This window comes from Chromohalobacter nigrandesensis, assembly GCF_023061285.1.
Taxonomy (GTDB): domain Bacteria; phylum Pseudomonadota; class Gammaproteobacteria; order Pseudomonadales; family Halomonadaceae; genus Chromohalobacter; species Chromohalobacter nigrandesensis.
The window spans coordinates 37,730-58,556 of the sequence record NZ_JAKGAM010000019.1; the positions used below are offsets into that span (position 1 = coordinate 37,730).

18 protein-coding genes are annotated in these 20,827 nt (G+C 62.7%); 9 read left to right on the forward strand and 9 right to left on the reverse strand.

The features are described from left to right. The first annotated feature begins 31 nt into the window (after nucleotides 1-31). The 5 genes from L1073_RS16305 to pgaD all read left to right on the forward strand — a co-directional run bounded on the left by L1073_RS16305 (nucleotide 32) and on the right by pgaD (nucleotide 6,905). Complete coding sequence (locus tag L1073_RS16305) at nucleotides 32-601, forward strand: single-stranded DNA-binding protein (protein ID WP_246901067.1); 570 nt, start codon at nucleotides 32-34, stop codon at nucleotides 599-601. 336 nt (nucleotides 602-937) lie between these two features. Next, nucleotides 938-3,019 carry a poly-beta-1,6 N-acetyl-D-glucosamine export porin PgaA gene (gene pgaA, locus L1073_RS16310; RefSeq protein ID WP_246901068.1) on the forward strand — a complete coding sequence of 694 codons (2,082 nt, stop codon included), beginning with the start codon at nucleotides 938-940 and terminating at the stop codon, nucleotides 3,017-3,019. Beyond that, entirely contained in the window at nucleotides 3,019-5,124 is a 2,106-nt protein-coding gene (gene pgaB, locus L1073_RS16315) for a poly-beta-1,6-N-acetyl-D-glucosamine N-deacetylase PgaB (RefSeq protein WP_246901070.1), read from the forward strand. Before pgaA ends, pgaB begins: the two co-directional genes overlap by 1 nt. Next, nucleotides 5,121-6,419: a poly-beta-1,6-N-acetyl-D-glucosamine synthase gene (gene pgaC, locus L1073_RS16320; protein WP_246901072.1), complete on the forward strand. Its 1,299-nt coding sequence runs from the start codon at nucleotides 5,121-5,123 to the stop codon at nucleotides 6,417-6,419. Before pgaB ends, pgaC begins: the two co-directional genes overlap by 4 nt. A gap of 3 nt (nucleotides 6,420-6,422) precedes the next feature. Next, entirely contained in the window at nucleotides 6,423-6,905 is a 483-nt protein-coding gene (pgaD, locus tag L1073_RS16325; protein ID WP_246901075.1) for a poly-beta-1,6-N-acetyl-D-glucosamine biosynthesis protein PgaD, read from the forward strand. A gap of 36 nt (nucleotides 6,906-6,941) precedes the next feature. On the opposite strand, the gene norR is transcribed toward pgaD, so the two are convergent. Further along, the gene (gene norR / locus L1073_RS16330; RefSeq protein WP_246901081.1) at nucleotides 6,942-8,510 is read right to left on the reverse strand and encodes a nitric oxide reductase transcriptional regulator NorR; all 1,569 of its coding nucleotides are present in this window, start codon (nucleotides 8,508-8,510) and stop codon (nucleotides 6,942-6,944) included. 247 nt (nucleotides 8,511-8,757) lie between these two features. On the opposite strand from norR, the gene hmpA reads away from it, so the two are divergent. From hmpA to L1073_RS16345, 3 genes are all read left to right on the forward strand, one after another. After that, entirely contained in the window at nucleotides 8,758-9,939 is a 1,182-nt protein-coding gene (gene hmpA / locus L1073_RS16335) for an NO-inducible flavohemoprotein (protein WP_246901084.1), read from the forward strand. Between the two features lie 243 nt (nucleotides 9,940-10,182). Further along, nucleotides 10,183-11,055, forward strand: coding sequence for a sugar nucleotide-binding protein (locus L1073_RS16340; RefSeq protein WP_246901086.1), 873 nt, complete (start codon nucleotides 10,183-10,185; stop codon nucleotides 11,053-11,055). After that, the gene (locus L1073_RS16345) at nucleotides 11,052-11,807 is read left to right on the forward strand and encodes a lysophospholipid acyltransferase family protein (protein WP_246901089.1); all 756 of its coding nucleotides are present in this window, start codon (nucleotides 11,052-11,054) and stop codon (nucleotides 11,805-11,807) included. The genes L1073_RS16340 and L1073_RS16345 overlap by 4 nt, the downstream gene beginning before the upstream one ends. Nucleotides 11,808-11,920: 113 nt before the next feature. On the opposite strand, the gene fabB is transcribed toward L1073_RS16345, so the two are convergent. Beyond that, nucleotides 11,921-13,138, reverse strand: a complete 1,218-nt coding sequence (gene fabB / locus L1073_RS16350; RefSeq protein WP_246901092.1) for a beta-ketoacyl-ACP synthase I — start codon at nucleotides 13,136-13,138, stop codon at nucleotides 11,921-11,923. Nucleotides 13,139-13,151: 13 nt separating this feature from the next. Further along, the gene (gene fabA, locus L1073_RS16355; protein WP_246901094.1) at nucleotides 13,152-13,667 is read right to left on the reverse strand and encodes a 3-hydroxyacyl-[acyl-carrier-protein] dehydratase FabA; all 516 of its coding nucleotides are present in this window, start codon (nucleotides 13,665-13,667) and stop codon (nucleotides 13,152-13,154) included. Between the two features lie 213 nt (nucleotides 13,668-13,880). On the opposite strand from fabA, the gene L1073_RS16360 reads away from it, so the two are divergent. After that, nucleotides 13,881-15,716 carry a putative bifunctional diguanylate cyclase/phosphodiesterase gene (locus tag L1073_RS16360; protein WP_246901096.1) on the forward strand — a complete coding sequence of 612 codons (1,836 nt, stop codon included), beginning with the start codon at nucleotides 13,881-13,883 and terminating at the stop codon, nucleotides 15,714-15,716. Here the strand turns inward: L1073_RS16360 and L1073_RS16365 are convergent. From L1073_RS16365 to L1073_RS16390, 6 genes are read right to left on the reverse strand one after another with little or no spacing between them, the layout of a single operon-like run. Further along, nucleotides 15,685-16,227: a DUF2878 domain-containing protein gene (locus tag L1073_RS16365; protein ID WP_343322515.1), complete on the reverse strand. Its 543-nt coding sequence runs from the start codon at nucleotides 16,225-16,227 to the stop codon at nucleotides 15,685-15,687. The two genes, L1073_RS16360 and L1073_RS16365, sit on opposite strands and share 32 nt — an antisense overlap. Further along, on the reverse strand, nucleotides 16,173-17,441 hold the full coding sequence (locus tag L1073_RS16370; protein ID WP_425531596.1) for a class I SAM-dependent methyltransferase: 1,269 nt from the start codon (nucleotides 17,439-17,441) through the stop codon (nucleotides 16,173-16,175). Before L1073_RS16370 ends, L1073_RS16365 begins: the two co-directional genes overlap by 55 nt. Next, complete coding sequence (locus tag L1073_RS16375; RefSeq protein WP_246901097.1) at nucleotides 17,438-18,208, reverse strand: DUF1365 domain-containing protein; 771 nt, start codon at nucleotides 18,206-18,208, stop codon at nucleotides 17,438-17,440. The genes L1073_RS16370 and L1073_RS16375 overlap by 4 nt, the downstream gene beginning before the upstream one ends. Continuing rightward, a complete protein-coding gene (locus tag L1073_RS16380; RefSeq protein ID WP_246901099.1) occupies nucleotides 18,205-19,533 on the reverse strand; it encodes an NAD(P)/FAD-dependent oxidoreductase in 1,329 nt (442 codons plus the stop codon). The genes L1073_RS16375 and L1073_RS16380 overlap by 4 nt, the downstream gene beginning before the upstream one ends. Next, nucleotides 19,530-20,321 carry an SDR family NAD(P)-dependent oxidoreductase gene (locus L1073_RS16385; RefSeq protein WP_246901101.1) on the reverse strand — a complete coding sequence of 264 codons (792 nt, stop codon included), beginning with the start codon at nucleotides 20,319-20,321 and terminating at the stop codon, nucleotides 19,530-19,532. Before L1073_RS16385 ends, L1073_RS16380 begins: the two co-directional genes overlap by 4 nt. A 42-nt stretch (nucleotides 20,322-20,363) precedes the next feature. Further along, a complete protein-coding gene (locus L1073_RS16390; protein ID WP_246901104.1) occupies nucleotides 20,364-20,810 on the reverse strand; it encodes a nuclear transport factor 2 family protein in 447 nt (148 codons plus the stop codon). Between the last annotated feature and the right edge of the window lie 17 nt (nucleotides 20,811-20,827).

Below are 20,827 nucleotides of genomic sequence, written 5' to 3' on the forward strand. Positions count from 1 at the left end.
ACGGGCGCGGGACTATTTCAAGGAGACTCACATGGCGCGCGGCGTGAACAAGGTCATCCTGATCGGCAACCTCGGTCAGGATCCGGAAGTCCGCTTTTTACCTTCCGGCAATCCGGTGTGCAATCTACGCATCGCGACTACCGACACCTGGACCGACCGCCAGAGCGGTCAGCGCCAGGAACGTACCGAATGGCACACGGTGGTGATGTTCAACAAGCTGGCGGAAATCGCTCAGCAGTACGTGAAGAAAGGCTCGCGTATCTATATCGAGGGCCGTCTGCAGACGCGCAAGTGGCAGGGTCAGGACGGACAGGATCGGTATTCCACCGAGATCGTCGCCAACGACATGCAGATGCTCGACTCGCGTAGCGGCCAGGGTGGCGGCGACTACGCCCAGCCCTCGCAAAATGCGCCTCAGCAAGGCATGGGGCAAGGTGCTGCAGCGCAGCAGGGCGGTGGCTATGGCCAGCCACAAGGCGGCCCGCCCCCGCAGCAGCAAGCGCCTCAGCAACAGCCGCCCCAGCAGGGTGGCCAGCAAGGTAATTACGGTGCTCCCAATCCCGGCAACTTCGATGACTTCGACGACGAGATCCCGTTTTAGCGTCGGCGACGTGACGAATCGAGAGAAGCTTGAAGGCCCCGTATAACGGGGCTTTTTTATGGATACGCATCGATACATAACGTCACATTCGTTTGCATATAGGAGTGCTTCCTACTAGCCTCCATATCGCTACAGCACCTGCTCAACGGATTTGAGCCTTCATCTCGTTAACGGAACTAACGGTGGTGTCATCGCATAATGCAATCCCCCCGCTTCGGCGGCCGGTGGAAGGATGGCCATGCAGGCCATTGCGCGTGTACGCGCGTACGTACCGGCTGTCATCGTTTTCTACGCTCGCGTGTGCCTTTTACTGGGCTTGTCGCGCTGAGTCTGCTTTTGGCGTCGACAAGTGTCGTTCCGGCGGACACGCGTTTTCCCGATGGTCGACTGCCGGCCGTTGATGCGTCGGCGTCGGCCTATGGTGACGATGTGCGTACGGGGCCTGACGGGCATCCCAACGCCGACGACTTGGCGGGAATCGCCGAGCGCCAGCGCCAGCAAGGCCATCCTGGGGTTGCCCTGCAGCTCGCTGAGCGTGTCTTGACGTATGCCCCGGACAATGCCCAGGCGCTCAAGACCCAGATATCGAGCCTCTCCAACCTGGGGGCTCATCGTCGTGCCGAGCAACTGCGAGAGCAGTACCAACCGAATTGGCCACAGGCTACACAGCGTCGCTTCGATGCCGATGTGGCGACGGTGGCGATCCGCGATGGTATACAAGAGCAAGCCCGTCTCGAGCGTCGGCATTACTATGTGACGAGCAATACCGAGTTGGAAAAATCGCTCGACTCACTGAATGCCAATCTCGAGCGCTTCCCGCCGGGTAGCGAAGCCAGCCTGCGGACGCGCTTCGATCGGCTGGTGGTGTGGCGTCGACTCAATCGCTTCGAGCCGGTGATCGATGACTACCAGGCCTTGCAGCGTGAATCGGCCAATATACCGACCTATGCCAAAGGGCCGGTCGCCGAGGCCTATTTGGCGCGTCGCCAGCCCCAAACTGCGGCGCGGCTCTATCGTGAAGTGATCGACGCCAACCCTCAGGCACCGCTATCGGTGCGTACCGGTTACTACTACGCATTGATAGAAAGCGAAGACTACGCGGGCGCCGCGCAACAACTGGCGCGCCTGGATGACCGTACCCCGACGTGGCGCTATCGCGAGAATGAGACGGCGGCGCCGGTTCCCAACTGGGAGCGCAGTGAAATCGATCGCCTCCGGGTCCGCGACGCAGCGTACCGAAACCATGAAGATGTTGCGCTTGATAGGGCCACTACGCTGTATCGAGCGGCTCCCCGCAACACCGATGTCATCAATGCCTTGGCCACCGCCGAGCGTGCCCGTGGTTGGTACCAACAAGCGCAGGCAACGATCGCCCTGGCCAAGGGGTACGCCCCGAACGACAAGGCCACGCGTCTGAACATCGCCGAGAACGCCCAGGATCTCGAAGCGTTTACGCGTTGGCGGGCGACCAGCGAGGCCTTGGCTGAGCAGTTTCCGAGCGATTCGGCGGTACGCCGTAATCGGCTCGAATGGCTGGATCGTCAGCACTTCTCAGTCGAGGGGCAGGGCAGTGTTGGCAGCTCTCACGGTGGCGATGCCGTCAATGGGAGCCAGGACGGCGATTATCAACTGCGCCTGAACTCACCCTGGAGCGAGGGAGGCTATCGGGCCTATGTCGAGCAGTCCTATCAATGGGGCGAATACGATGAGGGCGCGCAGCGCCATGGTCGCCAGGGTCTGGGGGTAGAACGCCAGTGGCTGCGTCGACACTGGTGGGCGGCGTTGAGCGGTGAGCGTCTCAATGATGACCTTGGCCTCGATCTCGGCTGGTCGCAATGGCTTGGCGATCATTGGCAATACCAGTTACGCACCCAGACGCAATCGCCCGAAACGCCGCTGCGTGCCGAGCGTGACGATCTGGACGGGCGTCTCTATCAGACGCAGCTGACCTGGCGTCAGAATGAATCCCGCGAAGCCACGCTCACGTTGGGCGCACTGGATATCAGCGATGGCAACCTGCGCAGCGATATCTCGGCCGACCTGACCCAGCGCATTCAGGCCAGTGCCCATCATCAGACCCGGCTGATTGGTTCGCTGTCGGCTGAACACAACCGCGATGTCGACGCCGATTATTACAATCCCGAAAACCAGCGCACGGCAGGTATTACGCTCGAACACGACTGGCTGACCTGGCGTCGCTACGACCGCTCCTTGACCCAGAATCTCGCGCTGGGCGCGGCGTCGGAATGGGAAAGCGGCTATGGCGGTGCGCCGGGTTACGAGGCCTCCTATGGCCATACCTGGCAACTGACGCGGACCTGGTCGATCAATTACGGCATCGGCTGGGAAAGCCATGCCTATGAAGGCGAGCGCGAGAAGCGCTGGTATGGACAGTTCGGTTTCGAGGGGGGGCTGTAATGCCGTCGCTGGTATCAATATTGCTGCTCGCCGTGGGGTTGCTGATAGCCGGCCCCGGCTTGGCCGAGACGCCGACTGCGCCGCCCCCGAGCGATCCCGCTGCCTCGGCCAATGTGCAGATACCCGAGGGGCATTTCGTGACGCTCGGGTTTCATGATGTGCGTGACGACGCCCAGCCGGCGGTGGGGCGCGATCCCTATGCGATCAGTCATCAGCGGCTGGCGGCGTGGTTCGATTGGATGCTGGCGCATGACTGGCATCCCGTGTCGTTGGACGACATTCAGGCGGCACGTCAAGGCAAGCGGCCACTGCCCTCGAATGCCGTCCTGCTGAGTTTCGACGATGGCCTGGAAAGCTTCTATCGTCGCGTGTATCCGCTACTGCAAGCCTACGACTATCCGGCGCTCTTCGCGATCGAGACCGGATGGCTCGAACGGGTCCGCAAGGGCGAAAGCGTGGCCTCTCGCGATACCGCTCAACTGGCGGAGAATCTGGGTAACGCGGCGAGCGACGCGCGTGACGATGCCGCCGGGAATGAAATCCAGTACAACGGCGCTGCGCGTGGCCCGTCAGGCTTCGTCACTTGGAATCAGGTGCGGGAAATGCAGGCCTCGAGCCTGGTCGAGATTGCCACTCACACCCATGATCTGCACCGCGGCATTCGTGCCAACCCCCAGGGGAACGTCGAGCCGGCTGCGCTGGCGCGGCGTTACGACCCGGCGAGCGGTGAGTATGAAGACGCGGCCGCGTATCGCCAGCGCATTCACGATGACCTCGTGCAGAGCGCCGATGTGATCGAGTCGAAGACGGGCGTGCGTCCGAGGACCGTGGTCTGGCCATATGGCGCCACCAATGCCGAGACAGAGGCGATCGCACGTGATGCCGGCTTTGATTTCACCTTCAATCTAGGCGACCGGCGCCTGCCGACCCCCGCCTCGGGGCCTGACTTCGGGCGCATGCTGGTCATGGACAATCCCACGCCGGTGGATATCGAAGCACAGGTCGCGCAGATGCTCGACCCACCGACACGTAGTCAGCGTGCCGTGCAGGTGGATCTCGACATGCTCTACGATGACGACCCCGAGCAGGTCCATGCCAACCTGAGCGCGCTGCTCGATCGCATCAAGGCGATGCAGGTGCGTACGGTCTATCTGCAGGCGTTCGCTGACCCGGACGGCGATGGCACCGCCTCATCGCTGTATTTCCCCAATGATCATCTACCGGTGCGGGCCGACCTGTTCAATCGCGTTGCCTGGCAACTCAAGACGCGTGCCGGGGTGGATGTGTATGCCTGGCTACCGTTGCTGGCCTTCGACCTGCCGGATGCCTCTCGGCAGCGTCGCTTGCAGGTCCGGGTACACGAGGCTGATGGCGAAAGTCGCGTTGCCGAGCGTGCCTATCGACGCCTGAGTCCGTTTCGTCCCGAAGCACAGGCGCTCGTTAAAGACATCTATGCGGACCTGGCCCGCAGCACGCCGGGCATCGACGGCATCTTGATCCACGATGATGCTTACCTGGCCGCCGATGAAGACGCTCAGGCCTGCCGGCGCAAGGCTCGTTGGCCGGATAGTGGTCGCCGGATTACCGATTGCAAGCTGAGCGCGCGGGACAAGACCCAGGCGCTGATCGACTTCGGTGAGCAGGCGCTCGACGGGGCGCGGCACTACGCCAACCTGAGCAATCGCTTTCGCGTGGCGCGTAATCTCTATGCGCGTGTCGTGCTCGACCCAAACGCGGAAGCGCGTTTCTCCCAGGCGTTGGGGCCCTTTCTTGAGCATTACGACGACGTCGCTCTGATGGCGATGCCCTATCTGGATGGAACCGAAAAGCCGGCGAAAGAGTGGCTGGATACGCTAGTGGACCGGGTACAGCGCTACCCACGCGGTCTCGATAAAACGGTGTTCGAGCTGCAGACCTATGATTGGGAGCGCGATGAATGGATCGCGCCAACGCGCCTGCGTGACTGGATGCATCAGCTCGTGCGTCGTGGTGCGCTCAATCTGGCGTATTATCCGGATGACTTCATCACCGGCAAGCCGGCGTTTCAGCCCACGTTCGAAGGCATGAGCCTCAACGAGTTTCCCCATCGCCGGAGCCAGCCATGATCGATGCGCTCGTTGCCTGGATACTGACCATCGATTGGCGCGACACGATGTTCGGTTTTGCGTTCTATTACCCGATCTTCATGGCCTGGATGTGGATCATCGGCGGACTCTGGTTCTACCTGCGGCGTGAACGTGGCAAGGATATGACGCCGCGCCTCGAGGAGTTGGGAGCGAATGCACCACCGGTCAGCATCGTCATTCCCTGTCACGACGAAGCGGCCCAGGTCGAACAGACGATTGCCTATGCGTTGGCGACGCGTTATCCGCACTTCGATGTCATCGCCGTCAATGACGGTAGTCACGACGATACGGGCGCCATTCTCGATCGACTGGCGGCAGACAACGAACGCCTGCGGGTCATCCATTTCGCGGCCAACCAAGGCAAGGCCGTGGCATTGCGCGCCGGCACGCTTGCGGCCCGCAGCGATTATCTGGTGACCATCGACGGCGATGCCTTGCTGCACCCCTATGCCGTCTACTGGATGATGCGCCATCTGATCGGTGGGCCTCGCGTGGGCGCGGTGACCGGCAATCCGCGCATCCTCAACCGCTCGACGCTGCTGGGCAAGATCCAGGTCGGCGAATTTTCCTCGATCATCGGCCTGATAAAGCGCGCCCAGCGCACCTACGGTCGCATTTTTACCGTTTCCGGGGTGGTGACGGGATTCAACCGCGCCGCGCTGGATAGTGTGGACTATTGGCACGCTGACATGGTGACGGAGGATATCGATATCTCGTGGCGCTTGCAGATGGATCATTGGGATATACGCTTCGAACCCGAGGCACTCTGTTACATCTATATGCCGGAAACACTCAAAGGGCTCTGGCAGCAACGCCTGCGCTGGGCCCAGGGCGGTGTCGAAGTGATGATGCGCTATGGTCGAGGCCTGTTCGCCTGGCGGCAACGGCGTTTCTGGGGCGTGGCGATCGAGTACTTCACCAGCTTGATCTGGGCCTATGTGATGCTGGCGATCGCCGTGTTGTTTTGCTTGGGCCCGTTCGTGCCTCTGCCTCAGGAGTGGCAAGTGCATACGCTGCTGCCGCAGTGGAATGGTCTGCTGCTCGGCGCGACGTGTCTGCTCCAGTTCCTGGTCAGCCTGGTGATCGATCAACGCTATGAGCGGACGGGATTCCTGCGCCATTATTTCTGGGTGATCTGGTATCCCTTGCTGTATTGGACGCTATCGACGCTCACTGCGGTGGTCGCCGTGCCCAAGGGGCTGTGTGGCGCGCGATGCCAGCGTGCCCGGTGGCGCAGTCCGGATCGCGGCATCCAAGCCGGTAGGGAGGAATGATCGATGGACGATAACGCCGATACGCATAGCGCGTTAAAACTGCCCAACATCATTTATCGTCCCGACCTGCAGTCGCGTCGTCAGCGTGGCCTGTTTGCATTGTTGGCAGGCGTGGGCTGGCTGATATGGCTCTACTTGTTCCTCCCCCTGTCGACCCTGTTGGGATGGGCCTTCGGTAGCGAGCGTTTTCAGGCCTATGTGATCGACGGCCACGAGCACAGTTGGTCATCGCTGATGATCTATGCTGTGACCGTCGTGCTGGCGGGAGCGGCGTTGCTGATATGGGCTTTCTATAATTATCGCCGCTTTCGGCATGCCGATCGTCGCCGCCCGCCATCCCCGCTGACGACTGAACGCCTGGCGACTTCCTTTGGAGTAGATGAGGCGCAGGTCGCACGGCTTCAGCAGGGCCGTGTGGCGACGCTATATCATGATGCCGAAGGCAATATCACTGACATCGAGGTGATGTCGACCCCGTCACCGTGAGTATGGCGAGCGATAGGCAGAGGCCGAGCATACCGCTCAAGGCTTGAGTCCCAGGCGTTTGCCCAGGCGATGCAGGTTACCGCTGTCCGTCTGCAGCGTGCGTGCGGTGGCGGCCCAGTTGCCGTCATGCGCCTCCAGTGCGTGGGCGATATGCCGGCGCTGGAAGGCCTCGACGGCTTCGCGTAGCGGGGCCGGGGGCGCAGGATACGCCTTGGGCGCTGGCGGCTCGGGAGGCATGGTGTCGTCGACAGGTGTCGTCGGCAGTTCCAGATGATGCTCGGCGATGCGCACCACGGCGTCGCGGCGCGCGCCCTGCCCTGAGGGTGACTGTTCGCCGAAGGCGCGAAGTGCGGCGCGTCCCAGAGTATGTTCCAGTTCGCGAATGTTGCCTGGCCATGACCAGGTAAGCAGGGCGTGTTCGGCTGCGGCGTCGAGGCGCAGGTTGGCAAGCCCCAGACGAATGCGATTGTCCTCCAGAAAGCCGCCGACCAGCAGCGGCACGTCTTCACGACGTTCCCGCAGGGGCGGGGCCTGCAACGGGAAGACGCTCAAACGGTGGTAGAGGTCTTCACGAAAGCGCCCGGCGGCAACTTCCTGACGCAGATCACGGTTGGTGACCGCGACCAGGCGTACGTTGACGTGCTGCGGCGTCTCGCTGCCCAGTGGCTGAATCTCGCCTTCCTGCAGCACGCGCAATAGCTTGGGCTGCATGGCCAGCGGCAGCTCGCCGATTTCATCGAGCATCAGCGTGCCCTCGTGGGCCATGGCGAAATGGCCGCGATGATCGCGGACGGCGCCGGAAAACGCGCCGCGCCGATGGCCGAACAGTTCGCTTTCGATCAGCGACTCGGGCAAGGCCGCGCAGTTGACGCGGACCAGCGGCCCTGTGCAGCGTGAGGAAAGCATATGCACGCGCCGGGCGATACGCTCCTTGCCGACCCCGGTCTCGCCATGCAGCAGCACGCTCATGTCGGTGGGCGCCACCAGGGCAAGACTTTCTTCCAGCCGCCGCATGGCGGGGCTTTGCCAATCGGGCGTATTGTTGCGCGGCGCATTGGGATCGGGGGAGTGCTGGTCGAGTGCCTGATTGAGGCGCGAACGGGTATCGCTGAGCTGTTGCGCGAGACGCAGGCAGGTGGCCAGCAGGCCTGCCGCAGCCAACAGCTCGTCATCGTCGATGGCGGCCAGGCAGCCCGGCGTCAGCGCATCCAGCGTCAGCATGCCGAGCAGCCGGTCGCCGTCGCGCAGGGCCACGCCCATGCAGTCATGCACATGGCTCAAACTGTCGTCGAGCAGGCCATCGAAAGGATCGGGCAGCGTCGAGTCATGCGGGAAGCGGCATACGCCGGGATGCGCGGCGATCGCGGCCAGACGCGGGTGCGCCGCCAGGTTGAAGTGGCGCCCGCGGACTTCATCGTCGAGGCCCAGCACGGCCACGGGTTGCAGCCCATCATCGTGGGCGACCATCAACGTGCTGGCATCGGCGGGATAACCGCCGACCAAGGCGGCGAGCAGCCGTGCCCAGCGCTCGGGCAGGGCGTCGCTGCCACGTCCGACGCTGAGGTCGGCGAGCAGGTCGCGCAAGGTATGCAAGAAGACTGTCATTTATACACTCTTTTTCGAGCAAGTTGTCATATCGACATATAATGTGGATGTTATTTTGACAGTTATGGCGCCGAGGGCAAGGGCTCGTTCGTTGCCTGGCTGCACTCTGAAGTATCTGTAACGTGGCAACCACGCGGCCTCGCAGGTACTGGCGTGGCACAATGTCGCGGGGACGGCGAAACGCTCCGAGTTGGCACTCCGATTGCGATAACAGGAATACATACTGCAAGTATCGCGAGGAAACATCATGCTGACATCCGCTCAGGAATCCGTCATCGCCGCCACGACGCCGGTGGTCGCCGAACACATTGAGGCTATCGCCAAGCGCTTCTATCCGTTGATGTTCGCACGCTACCCCGAGGTCAAGACGCTGTTCAATGCTGCGCATCAGCAAAGCGGCGGCCAGCCGCGCGCGTTGGCGGGTGCCGTCGTCGCCTATGTGCAACTACGCCATGAGCCGGCGCGCCTCGACGAGGTGCTGGGCATCATTGTCGACAAGCATGTGTCGCTGGGAATCCGCCCCGAACATTATCCGATCGTCGGCGAATGCCTGATGGCGGCGATCGGTGAGGTACTGGGCGAGGCGGTGACGGAAGAGGTCGCCGATGCCTGGGGCGCGCTTTACGACGAACTGGCGGGGCTTCTGATCGAGAAGGAGGCGCGACGTTATCGCGAGTTCGCCGCTCAGCCCGGTGGCTGGGATGGCACCCGCGAGTTTCGCATCGTCGCCAAGCGTCCCGAGAGTGCCGTCATCACTTCGTTCGAGCTGGCGCCGGTGGATGGCGGTGCGGTCGCCGCGCATCGTCCGGGACAGTATATCGGTCTCAAGTTGGCCATTGATGGCGAAACGGTGCATCGCCACTACAGCCTTTCGGCGGCGCCCAATGGCCGGACTTATCGGATTTCCATCAAGCGCGAGGAGGGTGGCCAGGTAAGCCGGCATTTCCATGATCGTCTGGCGGTGGGCGATACCCTGGAGCTGCTGCCGCCAGCGGGGCATTTGACCCTGGCCGAAGGCGATGCGCCGGTGATGCTGATCAGTGGCGGCGTGGGGCAGACGCCGATGTTGCCGCTGGCCCGGCAGGCGCTCGCCGAGGGGCGTCGCGTCGTCTACCTGCATGCGGCGCGCGACGGCGCGGTGCGTGCGTTTGCCGACGAGCTGGCTGATCTGCACAAGGCGTATCCGGCGCTATTGCGGGTGATTAGCGTCTATTCTCAACCGCGCGCGGAGGATGCGCCCGATCACGTCGGCCGCGTGGATGCCGACCTGCTGTCGATGTATGTGCCGCGTGATGCCGACTGCTATACGGTGGGGCCGGCGGATTTCATGCGCTGCGTCGATGCGGCGCTGGGGGCGCTCGGGGTCGAGGCTGCACGGCGTCATCATGAGTTCTTCGGGCCGGCCGAGCCGTTGGCGGATGTCGCCTGAGATATTGCGTCACTGACCCGAACGCCACGCCAGCCAGCGTGGCGTTTTTGCGTGATGCATCAGGCTGGGCTGAGTCCGTCGCCTGCTTGGCGTAGAATACTTGCCTTGAGTACGACCACGGTGACAGGTCGTTTCCGTGCGGAACCTGTGCGGATGACAGACAATACGGCGATGGGTGAGGATGTGTCCCTGCCGATGAGGTGGATGATGAATCGAGGAGACGAGCATGCGAAAGGAGAGGCCGTGAAGCTGCTGCTGGCAGATGCGGGACATTGCTTGAGCCTGGCGTTGGCGCGCGAGGCCAGTCGACGTCGCGATACCCAACTAATCATCGTCGAGGAGACGCAGGTCACGGCGGAGGCTCTGGTCGAGGCCCGGCCCGATGCGCTGGTGATGCCACCGTTATCGGCGCCATCTCGCTTGGCGCCTGCCGAGGTCATGGCGCATGTCGAGGCGGTCGATGCCAATCTCGAGCTGTGCCGTGAATACGATGTGCCGTTGATCTGGTGTGTGTCCGACGAGCTCTATGAGGACGGTGGCGACGAGCTGCTCGACGAGCATGTCATCCCGTCGCCACGCGATGACAGCCTGAAGCGCTTGATCGCCACCGGTGATCGGGTGCGTGAGTGTCTGCCTAAGCATCTCATCGTGCGGTTGGGGCCGCTGTTTGCCCTCGATGGGGCGCATGCCTGGTTACCCGAGTTGCTCGCTACGCTGCTGGCGGGCGACGAAGTGCGCGCTGCGCAAGACGTCATCTTGTGTCCGACCTCGGTGGATGCGGTGGCCATGGCGTTGATCGGCATGGTGCAGCAACAAGGTTGTGGCGCCGATGCTTGGGGCGCCTACCATTTGGCGGGTACCGAGCCGATCAGCCCGTATACGTTCGCTTCCGTCGTGCGCACCTATCTCGCCACGCATCTCGAGCGACAGAAGCGTGACGCGACCCTGGGGACGTTGCACGCCTTGCATCATCATCACGACCATCCTTTGCGGCGTGTCCTGAAATGTCGCCGCGTGTTGGATGTTTTCGGTGTTCACCAGAAACCCTGGCGGCTCGAACTGAGCCGCATGCTGGATGACTGGTGCTTGTTGCACGATAAGGAGTCGGCGACGTGAAGGTGTTACGCAGTCTCGTTTTTTACGCCGGCTACTTCCTGGCGCTGCTGATCAGCGGCTTGATATTGCTACCGGTCGCACCATTCTTGCCATTGTTTTCGCGTTTTCGGCTGCTGAATCTGTATAACCGATTCATCTTGGGCTGGTTCGCCGTGTCCTGCGGCGTGCGTTACCACGTCCGCGGGCGCGATAACGTGCCCGAGGGGCCATGCGTGGTGCTCGCCAATCATCAGAGCGAGTGGGAAACCCTGTTCCTGCAACTGCTCAAGGTACCGGTGTGTACGGTACTCAAGCGAGAACTGCTCAATCTGCCGGTCTTCGGCTGGGGGCTGCGCTTGATCAAGCCCATTGCGCTGGATCGCTCGCGTCCGTCGCGGGCCATTCGCATGGTGCTCGATCAGGGCATACAGCGCTTGTCCGAGGGGCTATCGGTGCTGATCTTTCCCGAGGGTACACGGGTGGCGCCGGGGCAGCGGCGTCGCTACAACAAGAGCGGGGTAGTGATTGCCTGTCGTTCTGGCGTCCCGGTATTGCCCGTGGCCCACAATGCGGGGGAACACTGGCCAGGGAGGCATTGGGTCAAGAAGCCAGGAGATTTGCACGTGGTGGTCGGTAGGCCGATCGCTACGCAGGGACGTTCCACCAACGAGGTCTTGGCCGAGGTCGAGGAGTGGATCGAGGCGCAGCTTCGCGAGATCTCCGCCGTGCCGCGTCCTGAGGTCGAGGACGAACCTGCCAAGGTGCCGGCCTGAGTCTTTGTCGACGGTGGGTGTGTCAGCATGCAAAAAGGGCGTCTCGCGAGAGACGCCCTTTTCGTGTTACTGGCCCCTTATTACCGAGTATCGCATGACGCTAGATCGTGCGATCAGTCCCGGTAGCGCTGTAGCACCAGGCAGGCGTTGGTGCCGCCGAACCCGAAGCTATTGGACAGCACGCGCTCGATGGCCGCATCGTCGCGCCGTTGGTTGACGATATCGAAGCCCTGGGCGGCGTCATCTAGCTCGTCGATGTTGGCCGAGGCGGCGATGAAGGAGTGCTCCATCATCAACAGCGAGTAGATGGTTTCCTGCACGCCGGTGGCGCCCAGCGAATGCCCGGTCAGCGACTTGGTGGAGCTCATCGCGGGTGTGGTATCGCCGAACACCTCGCGAACCGCCTTCAGCTCGGCGATGTCGCCCACCGGAGTGGAGGTGCCGTGGGTATTGATATAGTCGATCGGGCCGTCCACGGTCGCCATGGCTTGCCGCATGCAGCGTGCAGCGCCCTCGCCGGAGGGTGCGACCATGTCGTAGCCATCGGAGGTGGCGCCATAGCCGACGATTTCGGCATAGATCTTGGCGCCACGCGCTTGGGCGTGTTCCAGCTCTTCGAGCACCAGCATGCCGCCACCACCGGCGATGATGAAACCATCGCGCGAGGCGTCATAGGGACGCGAGGCGGTTTCAGGCGCGTCGTTATAGCTAGTCGAGAGCGCACCCATGGCATCGAACAGGCAGGACAGCGTCCAATGCTCCTCTTCGCCGCCACCGGCAAAGACTACGTCCTGCTTGCCGAGCTGGATCTGCTCGACGGCGCTGCCGATGCAGTGGGCCGAGGTCGCGCAGGCCGAGGAGATGGAGTAGTTGACGCCCTTGATCTTGAACGGTGTGGCGAGGCAGGCGGAGACCGTGCTGCCCATGGTCCGCGTGACCCGGTAGGGGCCGACGCGACGCAGGCCTTTTTCGCGCAGCACATCGGCGGCTTCGACCTGGTTGGCGCTGGACGCGCCGCCGGAGCCGGCGATCAAGCCGGTACGCTCGTTGGAGATGTCGCTGTCGTCGAGGCCGGCATCGCGGATCGCCTGTTCCATCGAGACATAGGCGAATGCCGCAGCATCACCCATGAAACGACGCAACTTGCGGTCGACCAAGGCGTCGAGGTCGATATCGACCACGCCGGCGACGTGGCTGCGGAAACCGCGCTCGGCGTATTCGTCCTTGTAGCGAATACCCGAACGTCCGCTGCGTAGCGCATCCAGTACCTGTTGCTGGTCATTGCCGAGGCAGGACACGATGCCCAGGCCGGTGACTACCACTCGTCGCATGGAAGCCTCCTGATCAGAAATTCGCGGTGGAGGTAAACAAACCAACGCGTAGATCGTTGGCCTGATAGATATCGCGACCGTCGACCGAAACGGTGCCGTCGGCCATTCCGAGTATCAACCGCCGGGTAATGATCCGCTTGATGTTGATCCGGTAGGTGACCTTTTCGGCGTCCGGCATTATCTGGCCCGAGAACTTGACCTCGCCGCAGCCCAGAGCACGTCCGCGGCCCGGATAGCCCAGCCAGCCGAGGTAGAAGCCGACCAGTTGCCACATGGCATCCAGACCTAGACAGCCAGGCATTACCGGGTCGCCGGGGAAGTGGCAGTCGAAGAACCACAGGTCCGGATGGATATCCAGTTCAGCGATCAGTTCGCCCTTGTCGTGCTCACCTCCGCCCTCCTGGATCTGCGTGATGCGGTCGAGCATCAGCATGTTGGGGGCCGGCAGTTGAGCGTTGCCCGGGCCGAATAGCTCGCCTTGGCTGCATGCCAGCAGTTCTTCGTAGCTGAAAGAATGTTGCTTGGTCACTGAGTCTTTCCGAGAGTCGAAATTGTGGTGCGTCGCAGAGCACGGACGCCCTAGTTTACTGGCAGTGCCGAGTGAATGCACGCGGGGGGCTAGCCTACCGGGCGCGCGTTATGGGTGCAATCGACGGATGGGCGCGGGTTGCGCCTGTTGCAAGAGAAGGGGCATGATACCTCCACTTTCACGAACCTCTATTGATTGAGCCGTTAATTCTCTATGTGGTCCGTCTTTACGCTCAACCGTCCCTTGGTATGGATGGGCATCGCTGCCATGGCTTCCATAAGCCTTCTGCCGACGCTGATGTTGCGACTGGCGGCCTTGGTGATGGTGATCATTGGCGGTGTGGATGCTTGCCGTCAGATCCGCCAGGAAGCGACGCGACGTCAGCTCACCGAAGCCGCTCTCATGCTCTCTCCCGATGGTGTACTGATTTCCAACGCCCGCAACCGCATCGAGGCGGTCAATCCGGCCTTTACGCAGATCACCGGCTACAGCGACGAGGAGATACGCGGCCTCGATCCGTCGGTACTTTCTTCGGGACGTCACGACAAGGCCTTCTACGAGCATTATTGGCAAACCCTCAATGCCACCGGCCAGTGGGAAGGGGAGGTCTGGAATCAGCGCAAGCACGGCGATGAGTTTCCCGAGTGGCTGCGCGTGCGGAAGATTACCGATGACAAGGGGCGTGTCACGCACTACGTGGGGTTGTTTACCGATATCACGCGTCACAAGGCGCGTGAGCAGGATCTGCAGCGTATTGGTTTCGAGGATCCGCTGACCGGCTTGCCCAACCGTCGGCGTCTGCATGACCTGCTGGCCTCGCGCTTGCAGCGTCTGCGGACCGGCGAAGAGCTGGATATTGCGCTGATCGACATCGATGGCTTCAAGGCGGTCAACGATGCCATGGGCGTCGACAAGGGGGATCGTCTGCTCTCGCGCTTCGGTCAGCGGCTCGCAGCATTCGTTGCCGGTGGTGTGGTAGGCCGTTTGGGCGGTGACGAATTCATGGTCATTCGCACCACGACCTATGACGATCACGAACAATGGGTAGAAGGACTGCGTGGGCATCTTAGCGAGCCCTTCGAGATCGGCGACAAACCCTTGCGCCTGGGGCTGACCATCGGCAGTTGTCGCGCCCCCGACGATGGACGTGATTCCGGCGTATTGTTGCAGCGCCTGGAGTCGGCGCTCTACGCCGCCAAGCGTCACGGGCGTAACCACAGCCAACGCTTCCGTCCTTCGCTCGAAGTCGAGGGGGATCCTCAGCTCGAGCTGCTCAACGAACTCCGTCAAGCCCTGGCGCATGGCACGCAACTCGAACTCTTCTATCAAGCACAATACTATCTCGACGACAGGCGATTGGCCGGTATGGAAGCTCTGCTGCGCTGGTACCACCCCACGCATGGCATGATTTCGCCGGGAACGTTCATTCCCCTGGCCGAACGCCACGGCTTGATGGCATCCCTAGGCGACTTGGTGATCGATCGCGCCTGCGCGCAGTTATCGACTTGGCGCCAGCAAGCCTTATCGTTCGTGCCAGTGTGGATCAATATTTCTGCAGTGCAGTTGATCCAGGGCGATCTCGAGTCGCGGCTGTCCGCCAGCCTGTCCAAGCACAACGTGCCTGCTGCCATGCTGGGGCTGGAGCTGACCGAGTCGGTGTTGCTCGACGAGCGCGCCGGGAATATCTCGACGCGTCTCGTCGCGCTGCGCGACAAGGGGCACCCGATCGCCATCGACGACTTCGGCACCGGCTATTCGTCGATGGCCTATCTCAAGGAACTGCCGGTGGATAAACTCAAGCTCGACCGCGCCTTCGTGCGTGCCCTGCCCGACGATAGAGCAGATGCCGCAATCACCTCGGCAGTGCTCGCCATGGCGCGCGGCCTGGGGTTGGACGTGATCGCCGAGGGCGTGGAAACGGAGGCGCAGCGGGACTACTTGCGTGATCAGGGCTGCGCCATGGTGCAAGGCTTTCTCTATGCCCGTCCCGAACGGGTCACCGATGTCGAGAAGCGGCTCAAGGGCGACGTCGAGATGTCGCTGCCCTGAGCGCCAGCCATCCGCATAGACCACCCCATACCAGGGCCTGTACCACTACGGCCCAGGGGGCCAGTTCGACATCGGCCAGGCGCGCGCCGCCCAGATAGGAACTCGGCCCACCGAGTGCCCCGCCCAATATCGCCAATCGAGGATGCGACCATAGCCAGGCGAGTGAATGGTGAAGGGTGGTCGCGAACAGCGGCCAGAGCAGCCACAGCCACAGCGGCAATCCCCAGGCCTCGGTAAAGCGTAAACCGCCGAGTAGCGTCAGCGTGCCATCGACACACGCGCCCAGCAGGGCGAACCCCGCCAGCCAGCGCCATTCTCCCGGTATACCCAGCCAGAGTAGATGACAGGTCACGATGAGTGCCACTATGGGCAGTGCCCAGGGCGTGCCACCCAGCACGCAGGCCAGCCAGCCGGCCTGAAAGGCAAGCGCGTTGACGACCTTGCCAAACATGGGGTTCAAGGTGCGCCGGTGAGCGGCGCGCGCCGGCTGCCGGGTTTGGCCATCAGCCATTGCGAGGCGCCAATGGTGCGCTCGCGGAACCCGCCCTCGCAGTAGCACATATAGTAACGCCACATGCGGATGAAGCGCTCGTCATAGCCGAGTGCCCGAACGTGCTCGAGGCTGGCCTCGAAGCGCTGGCGCCACTCGTGAAGCGTGCGTGCGTAATGCGCCCCGATCTCGTCTAGAGCGAGCACATTGAGCTGCGTGCGCCGCGCGATGCTTTCCAGCATCGCCTGATGAGAAGGTAAGAAGCCGCCGGGAAAGATATAGCGCTTGATGAAGTCGACCTCGCGCTTGGCCGCCTCATAACGCTGATCGCGGATGGTGATGGCTTGAATCAGCGCCAGCCCGTCGTCGCTGAGCAGGCGGTCGACGGTGGCCAGATAAGTGGCCAGGTACTGATGCCCCACCGCTTCGATCATTTCCACCGACACCAGGCGATCGTAACGCCCCTCGAGATCGCGATAATCGCGCTTGAGCAGGGTGATGCGCTCCTCGAGACCGGCTTCGCGAATGCGACGCGCGGTGTGTGAATACTGCTCCTCGGAAATGGTCGTGGTGGTGACGTGGCAGCCCCGGGTGCGCGCCGCGTAAAGTGCCAGCCCGCCCCAACCGGTACCGATCTCCAGCAGGTGATGCCCGGGGCCGATATCCAGCTTGTCGAGAATGAGCTCCAGCTTGTAGGTCGAGGCGTCTTCCAGGCTGGCGTCCGGGCGTGGAAAGATGGCGCTGGAGTACAGCCAGTGCTCGCGATCGAGGAATGTCTCGAAGAGGGCATTGCCGAGATCGTAATGCGCGGCGACATGGCGTCGGGCACGCCCGGTGGTATTGCGTTGCAGGGCATGAAGCGTACTGAGCACGCCGTGCGCCAGTCGTGCGGGGCCTTTCTCCAGCCGCTCGTTGACGTGCTCCAGGTTGCGCGCGAGCAAGCGAATCAGCGCCACCAGGTCGTCGCAGTGCCAGTCACCGTCCATGTAGGTTTCCCCGGCCGCGACACTGCCCCCCAATGCGATGCGTCGCCATAAGCGCTCGTTATGCACGTGCAGGTGTACCTTCAGCGGACCGCCCCGGCCGAGTCGATGCGTGCGTCCGGCTTCTTCGATGATCAGCATGCCTCCCTCGAGGGTCGCCAATTGGCGCAGCAAGCGTGGCTTGAGCCAGCGTGCCATGCGCGTATCGAGGGTGTTGGCGGGCATCTTGGTGGCGGAACGAGTAGTCGTCACGGGCGTTTCTCCTCGCCACGGGAATGTGAAAAGAGCGGCACGCGCTTCAACCATAGGCGCAATGCCTCGAAGTGAATGCCGGCCAGCGTCTTGAGACTCATCCAGGGGGCGCGTGCCAGGGCGACAAGCCACGCGCGCTGCCCCGCGGGTGCGAAGCGCAGGCTCAGCGTGGCGTCGAAATGGCGTGTGGCCTCGCGCCATACTTCCATGTGCATCAGCAAGTGGTCGCCCGGTGTGTTGAAGCGCCAGCGATAGCGCATGTCCATGGGGTTGAACGGTGAGACGTGCAGCGCCTTGTCGAAATGAGCAGCGTGGACATGGCGCGTCGGCGTTACCGGGTAGGCATAGACGTGACGCTCTTGCCACGGCGTGTTGGTGACCTCGCCAAGGATGGCGCACAGGCGTTCGTCGTGGTCGTAGGCGTAATACAGCGTGATGGGATTGAAGAGCACGCCACATAGGCGCAACTGGGTCAGCATGCGAACGGGCCCTGTGGGTGCCGACTCGCCCAGCTCATGGCGTAAACGCTGATGGACCGCCGTCTTGAGCGGTAGATGCGTGGGCCCTAGATAATCCTCGCGGCGAAAACGCGCCAGCGCAGCACGTCGTGCACTGAAGCCCGGCAGCGCATCGAAGAGCTCGGGCAGCTCGTCCAGGTCGATCCAGGCCATCCACACGCGGTAGGTGAAGTGATGCGCGCGCGGCGTGAATCGCCGATGGCGCAGCTCGCCCCGGGCTACTCGGCTATGCAAGAGCACGCTGCTCATGCCGGAGCTCCTTCCGGCACGGCGGAGGATGACGAGAGACACCCTTGCAGGGCACTGGATTCGTCGCAGCCAAGTGCGCGGGCCACGCGTAGCGCGCTCCAGACACCGTCTTCGTGGAAACCGTGGCGCCAGTAAGCGCCGCAGAAATGCGTGCGATGCTGCGTGCCGGAGATTTCCGCATGGCGCTGCTGAGCGGCGGCGCCCGCCAGCGTGAAGCTGGGGTGACGATAGACGAAGCGCCGCAGCATGCACTCGGGGGAAATGGCCTCGCTGTCGTTGAGCGTCACGCAGAAACGCGTCTCGCCTGGCAGGTGCTGGAGGCGGTTCATATCGTAGGTCACCGAGACGCGCGCGTCGTCCTCGCGCCCGTCGATGCGATAGTTCCAGCTCGCCCAGGCGCGGCGCCGACGTGGCAGCAGGCGAGTATCGGTATGCAGCACCACGTCGTTGTCCTGGTACGGCAGGGCGTCGAGGATCTCGTGCTCCGCCGGGCGGGGATCGGTTAGCATTGCCAATGCCTGGTCGCTGTGACAGGCGAGCACTACTTGATCGAAACGTTCCCTTCCTTGGGGCGTGGTCAATGTCACGCCCGTGGCGTCGCGTTCGATACCCTTCACCGGGCAGGCCAGGCGAATACGCTGGGCGTAGGCGGCCGTCAACGGGGCGATGTAGCGCCGTGCACCGCCCACTAGCGTGTACCACTGGGGGCGGTTGTGCACCGACAGCAGCCCATGATGATGAAAGAAACGCACGAAAGACGTCAGCGGGAAATTCGCCATGTCGCGCTCGCTGGCGGACCAGATGGCAGCCCCCATGGGCAGCAGGTAACGGCGCCGGAAAGTCTCGCCGTAGCCGCCCTGTGTCAGGTACTCGCCCAGTGTCATATCCTCCGGCAAGGTGCCGTGTGATAGATCGCGTACCGCGTGGCGATTGAAGCGCAGGATATCGCGCAGCATGCCGTGAAAGCGGGGACGCAGCAAGTTGCGGCGCTGGGCGAACAGGGTGTCGAGGGTATGGCCGTTATATTCGAAGTCCTCGTGCGTGGCATGCACCGAGAAGCTCATCTCGGTGGCTTGCGCGGAAACGCCCAATTGCGCCAGCAAACGCTGAAAATGCGGGTAGGTGCGGTCGTTGAAGACGATGAAGCCGGTATCGATAGCATGCCGGCGCCCGTCAAGCTCGACATCCACGGTCGCAGTGTGGCCGCCGAGGTGCTCGTTGGCCTCGAACAGTGTCACTTCATGACGTTGCGATAGGTAATGGGCACAGGCCATGCCGGCAATGCCGCCACCGACCACCGCGATACGTGAGGCGGGCGCGTTCATGCGCGGCTCTCCTCGTCGGCGTTGCGGGTCAGACGGCGCCCCAGGCGGTGGCGCAGCGTGGGCGGCAGGATGCCCGCCAGCTTGACCAGCAAGGTGAAGCGACGCGGGAAATGAATGTCGAGTGCGCGCTTCTCCAAGCCGCGCAGGATGGCCTCGACGGCGGTATCGACCTCGACGCGCATGGGCATGGGAAAGTCATTACGCTCGGTTAACGGCGTACGCACGAAACCGGGGTGTATGACGCTGACATCGATGCCTTCCGCCGCCAGGTCGAGCCGCAGGGAGGCGAGGAAGTAGCTGATCGCGGCCTTGGATGCGCCGTAAGCCTCGGCGCGCGGCAACGGGAAGTACGCCGAGGCACTTGAGACGGCCGCCAACTGCGGGCGCTGTGTGCCATGGCGAGCGCGTCGCAGTAGCGGTAGTGCCGCATCGATGGCGTACAGCGTGCCATGGAGGTTAGTGGCCAGGACGCGTTCGATGAGATCGACATCGAAGTCGCTCGCGTCCACGTATTCGCAGGTACCGGCATTGAGCAGGACCAGTTCGAGTCCCCCGAAGACGGCTTCGATACGTTCCCCGGCGGCGCTGACCGAGTCGCGGTCGGTCAAATCGGCGGGGACCACCAGAGCATTCTCGAAGGGGGCCGCCAACGCCTCCAGAGCGTCGCGTCGCCGTGCGGTCAGCGCCACCCGGTGGCCTTCCCGCAGCAGGCGTACGGCAAGTGCCTCACCGATGCCTGACGTGGCGCCGGTCAGCCAGATGCGCCGTGGGGCCGTTGATGTGGTCATGGGCTCTCCTTCAGGTGGCGCGCGCCTAGGCCTGAGTGCTGACTAATGCGATCTAGACGTCGGACGCGTGTGTCGCTTTAGCCAGCGGATCAGGGCACCTAATACGGGTAGTTGTTCGTAAAGCATCGCACCGGCATCGAAGTAATCGCGTTGCCGGCAGACCCGCTCGTCGCGCAACGTCAGTCGCGAGCACCCCGCCACCTCGATTCTGCGGCCACCGGCAAGTCGGGGATGACTGAGCGACATTACCCAATCGACGCAGGCCTCATCGTCGTCACGCTGGTAGTGGTGGGTGTCGAAGCGGCACTCGGTGACGTTGTCGAGCATCTCGACGTAATAGCCCATCAAGGCGTTGCGTCCCTCGATGTGGTGTAACGGGTCCGTGAACGACACATCTTCAGTGTAGAGGTTTTCTAGGTCTCCTGTACATGTCTTGTCTAGATTTTTAAAGGCATGGCAAAAGGCCTCCAAGGTGGGGTCCTGGTGCATGCTGTCCTCCGGGGCGT

What these genes read in the sequence shown, in the direction of transcription:
- L1073_RS16305 (WP_246901067.1), top strand. Translation starts at nt 32, where the DNA reads ATGGCGCGCGGCGTGAACAAGGTCATCCTGATCGGCAACCTCGGTCAG.
- pgaB (WP_246901070.1), top strand. Translation starts at nt 3,019, where the DNA reads ATGCCGTCGCTGGTATCAATATTGCTGCTCGCCGTGGGGTTGCTGATA.
- pgaC (WP_246901072.1), top strand. Translation starts at nt 5,121, where the DNA reads ATGATCGATGCGCTCGTTGCCTGGATACTGACCATCGATTGGCGCGAC.
- pgaD (WP_246901075.1), top strand. Translation starts at nt 6,423, where the DNA reads ATGGACGATAACGCCGATACGCATAGCGCGTTAAAACTGCCCAACATC.
- norR (WP_246901081.1), bottom strand. Translation starts at nt 8,510, where the DNA reads ATGACAGTCTTCTTGCATACCTTGCGCGACCTGCTCGCCGACCTCAGC.
- hmpA (WP_246901084.1), top strand. Translation starts at nt 8,758, where the DNA reads ATGCTGACATCCGCTCAGGAATCCGTCATCGCCGCCACGACGCCGGTG.
- fabB (WP_246901092.1), bottom strand. Translation starts at nt 13,138, where the DNA reads ATGCGACGAGTGGTAGTCACCGGCCTGGGCATCGTGTCCTGCCTCGGC.
- L1073_RS16360 (WP_246901096.1), top strand. Translation starts at nt 13,881, where the DNA reads ATGTGGTCCGTCTTTACGCTCAACCGTCCCTTGGTATGGATGGGCATC.
- L1073_RS16365 (WP_343322515.1), bottom strand. Translation starts at nt 16,227, where the DNA reads ATGGCTGATGGCCAAACCCGGCAGCCGGCGCGCGCCGCTCACCGGCGC.
- L1073_RS16375 (WP_246901097.1), bottom strand. Translation starts at nt 18,208, where the DNA reads ATGAGCAGCGTGCTCTTGCATAGCCGAGTAGCCCGGGGCGAGCTGCGC.
- L1073_RS16380 (WP_246901099.1), bottom strand. Translation starts at nt 19,533, where the DNA reads ATGAACGCGCCCGCCTCACGTATCGCGGTGGTCGGTGGCGGCATTGCC.
- L1073_RS16385 (WP_246901101.1), bottom strand. Translation starts at nt 20,321, where the DNA reads ATGACCACATCAACGGCCCCACGGCGCATCTGGCTGACCGGCGCCACG.
- L1073_RS16390 (WP_246901104.1), bottom strand. Translation starts at nt 20,810, where the DNA reads ATGCACCAGGACCCCACCTTGGAGGCCTTTTGCCATGCCTTTAAAAAT.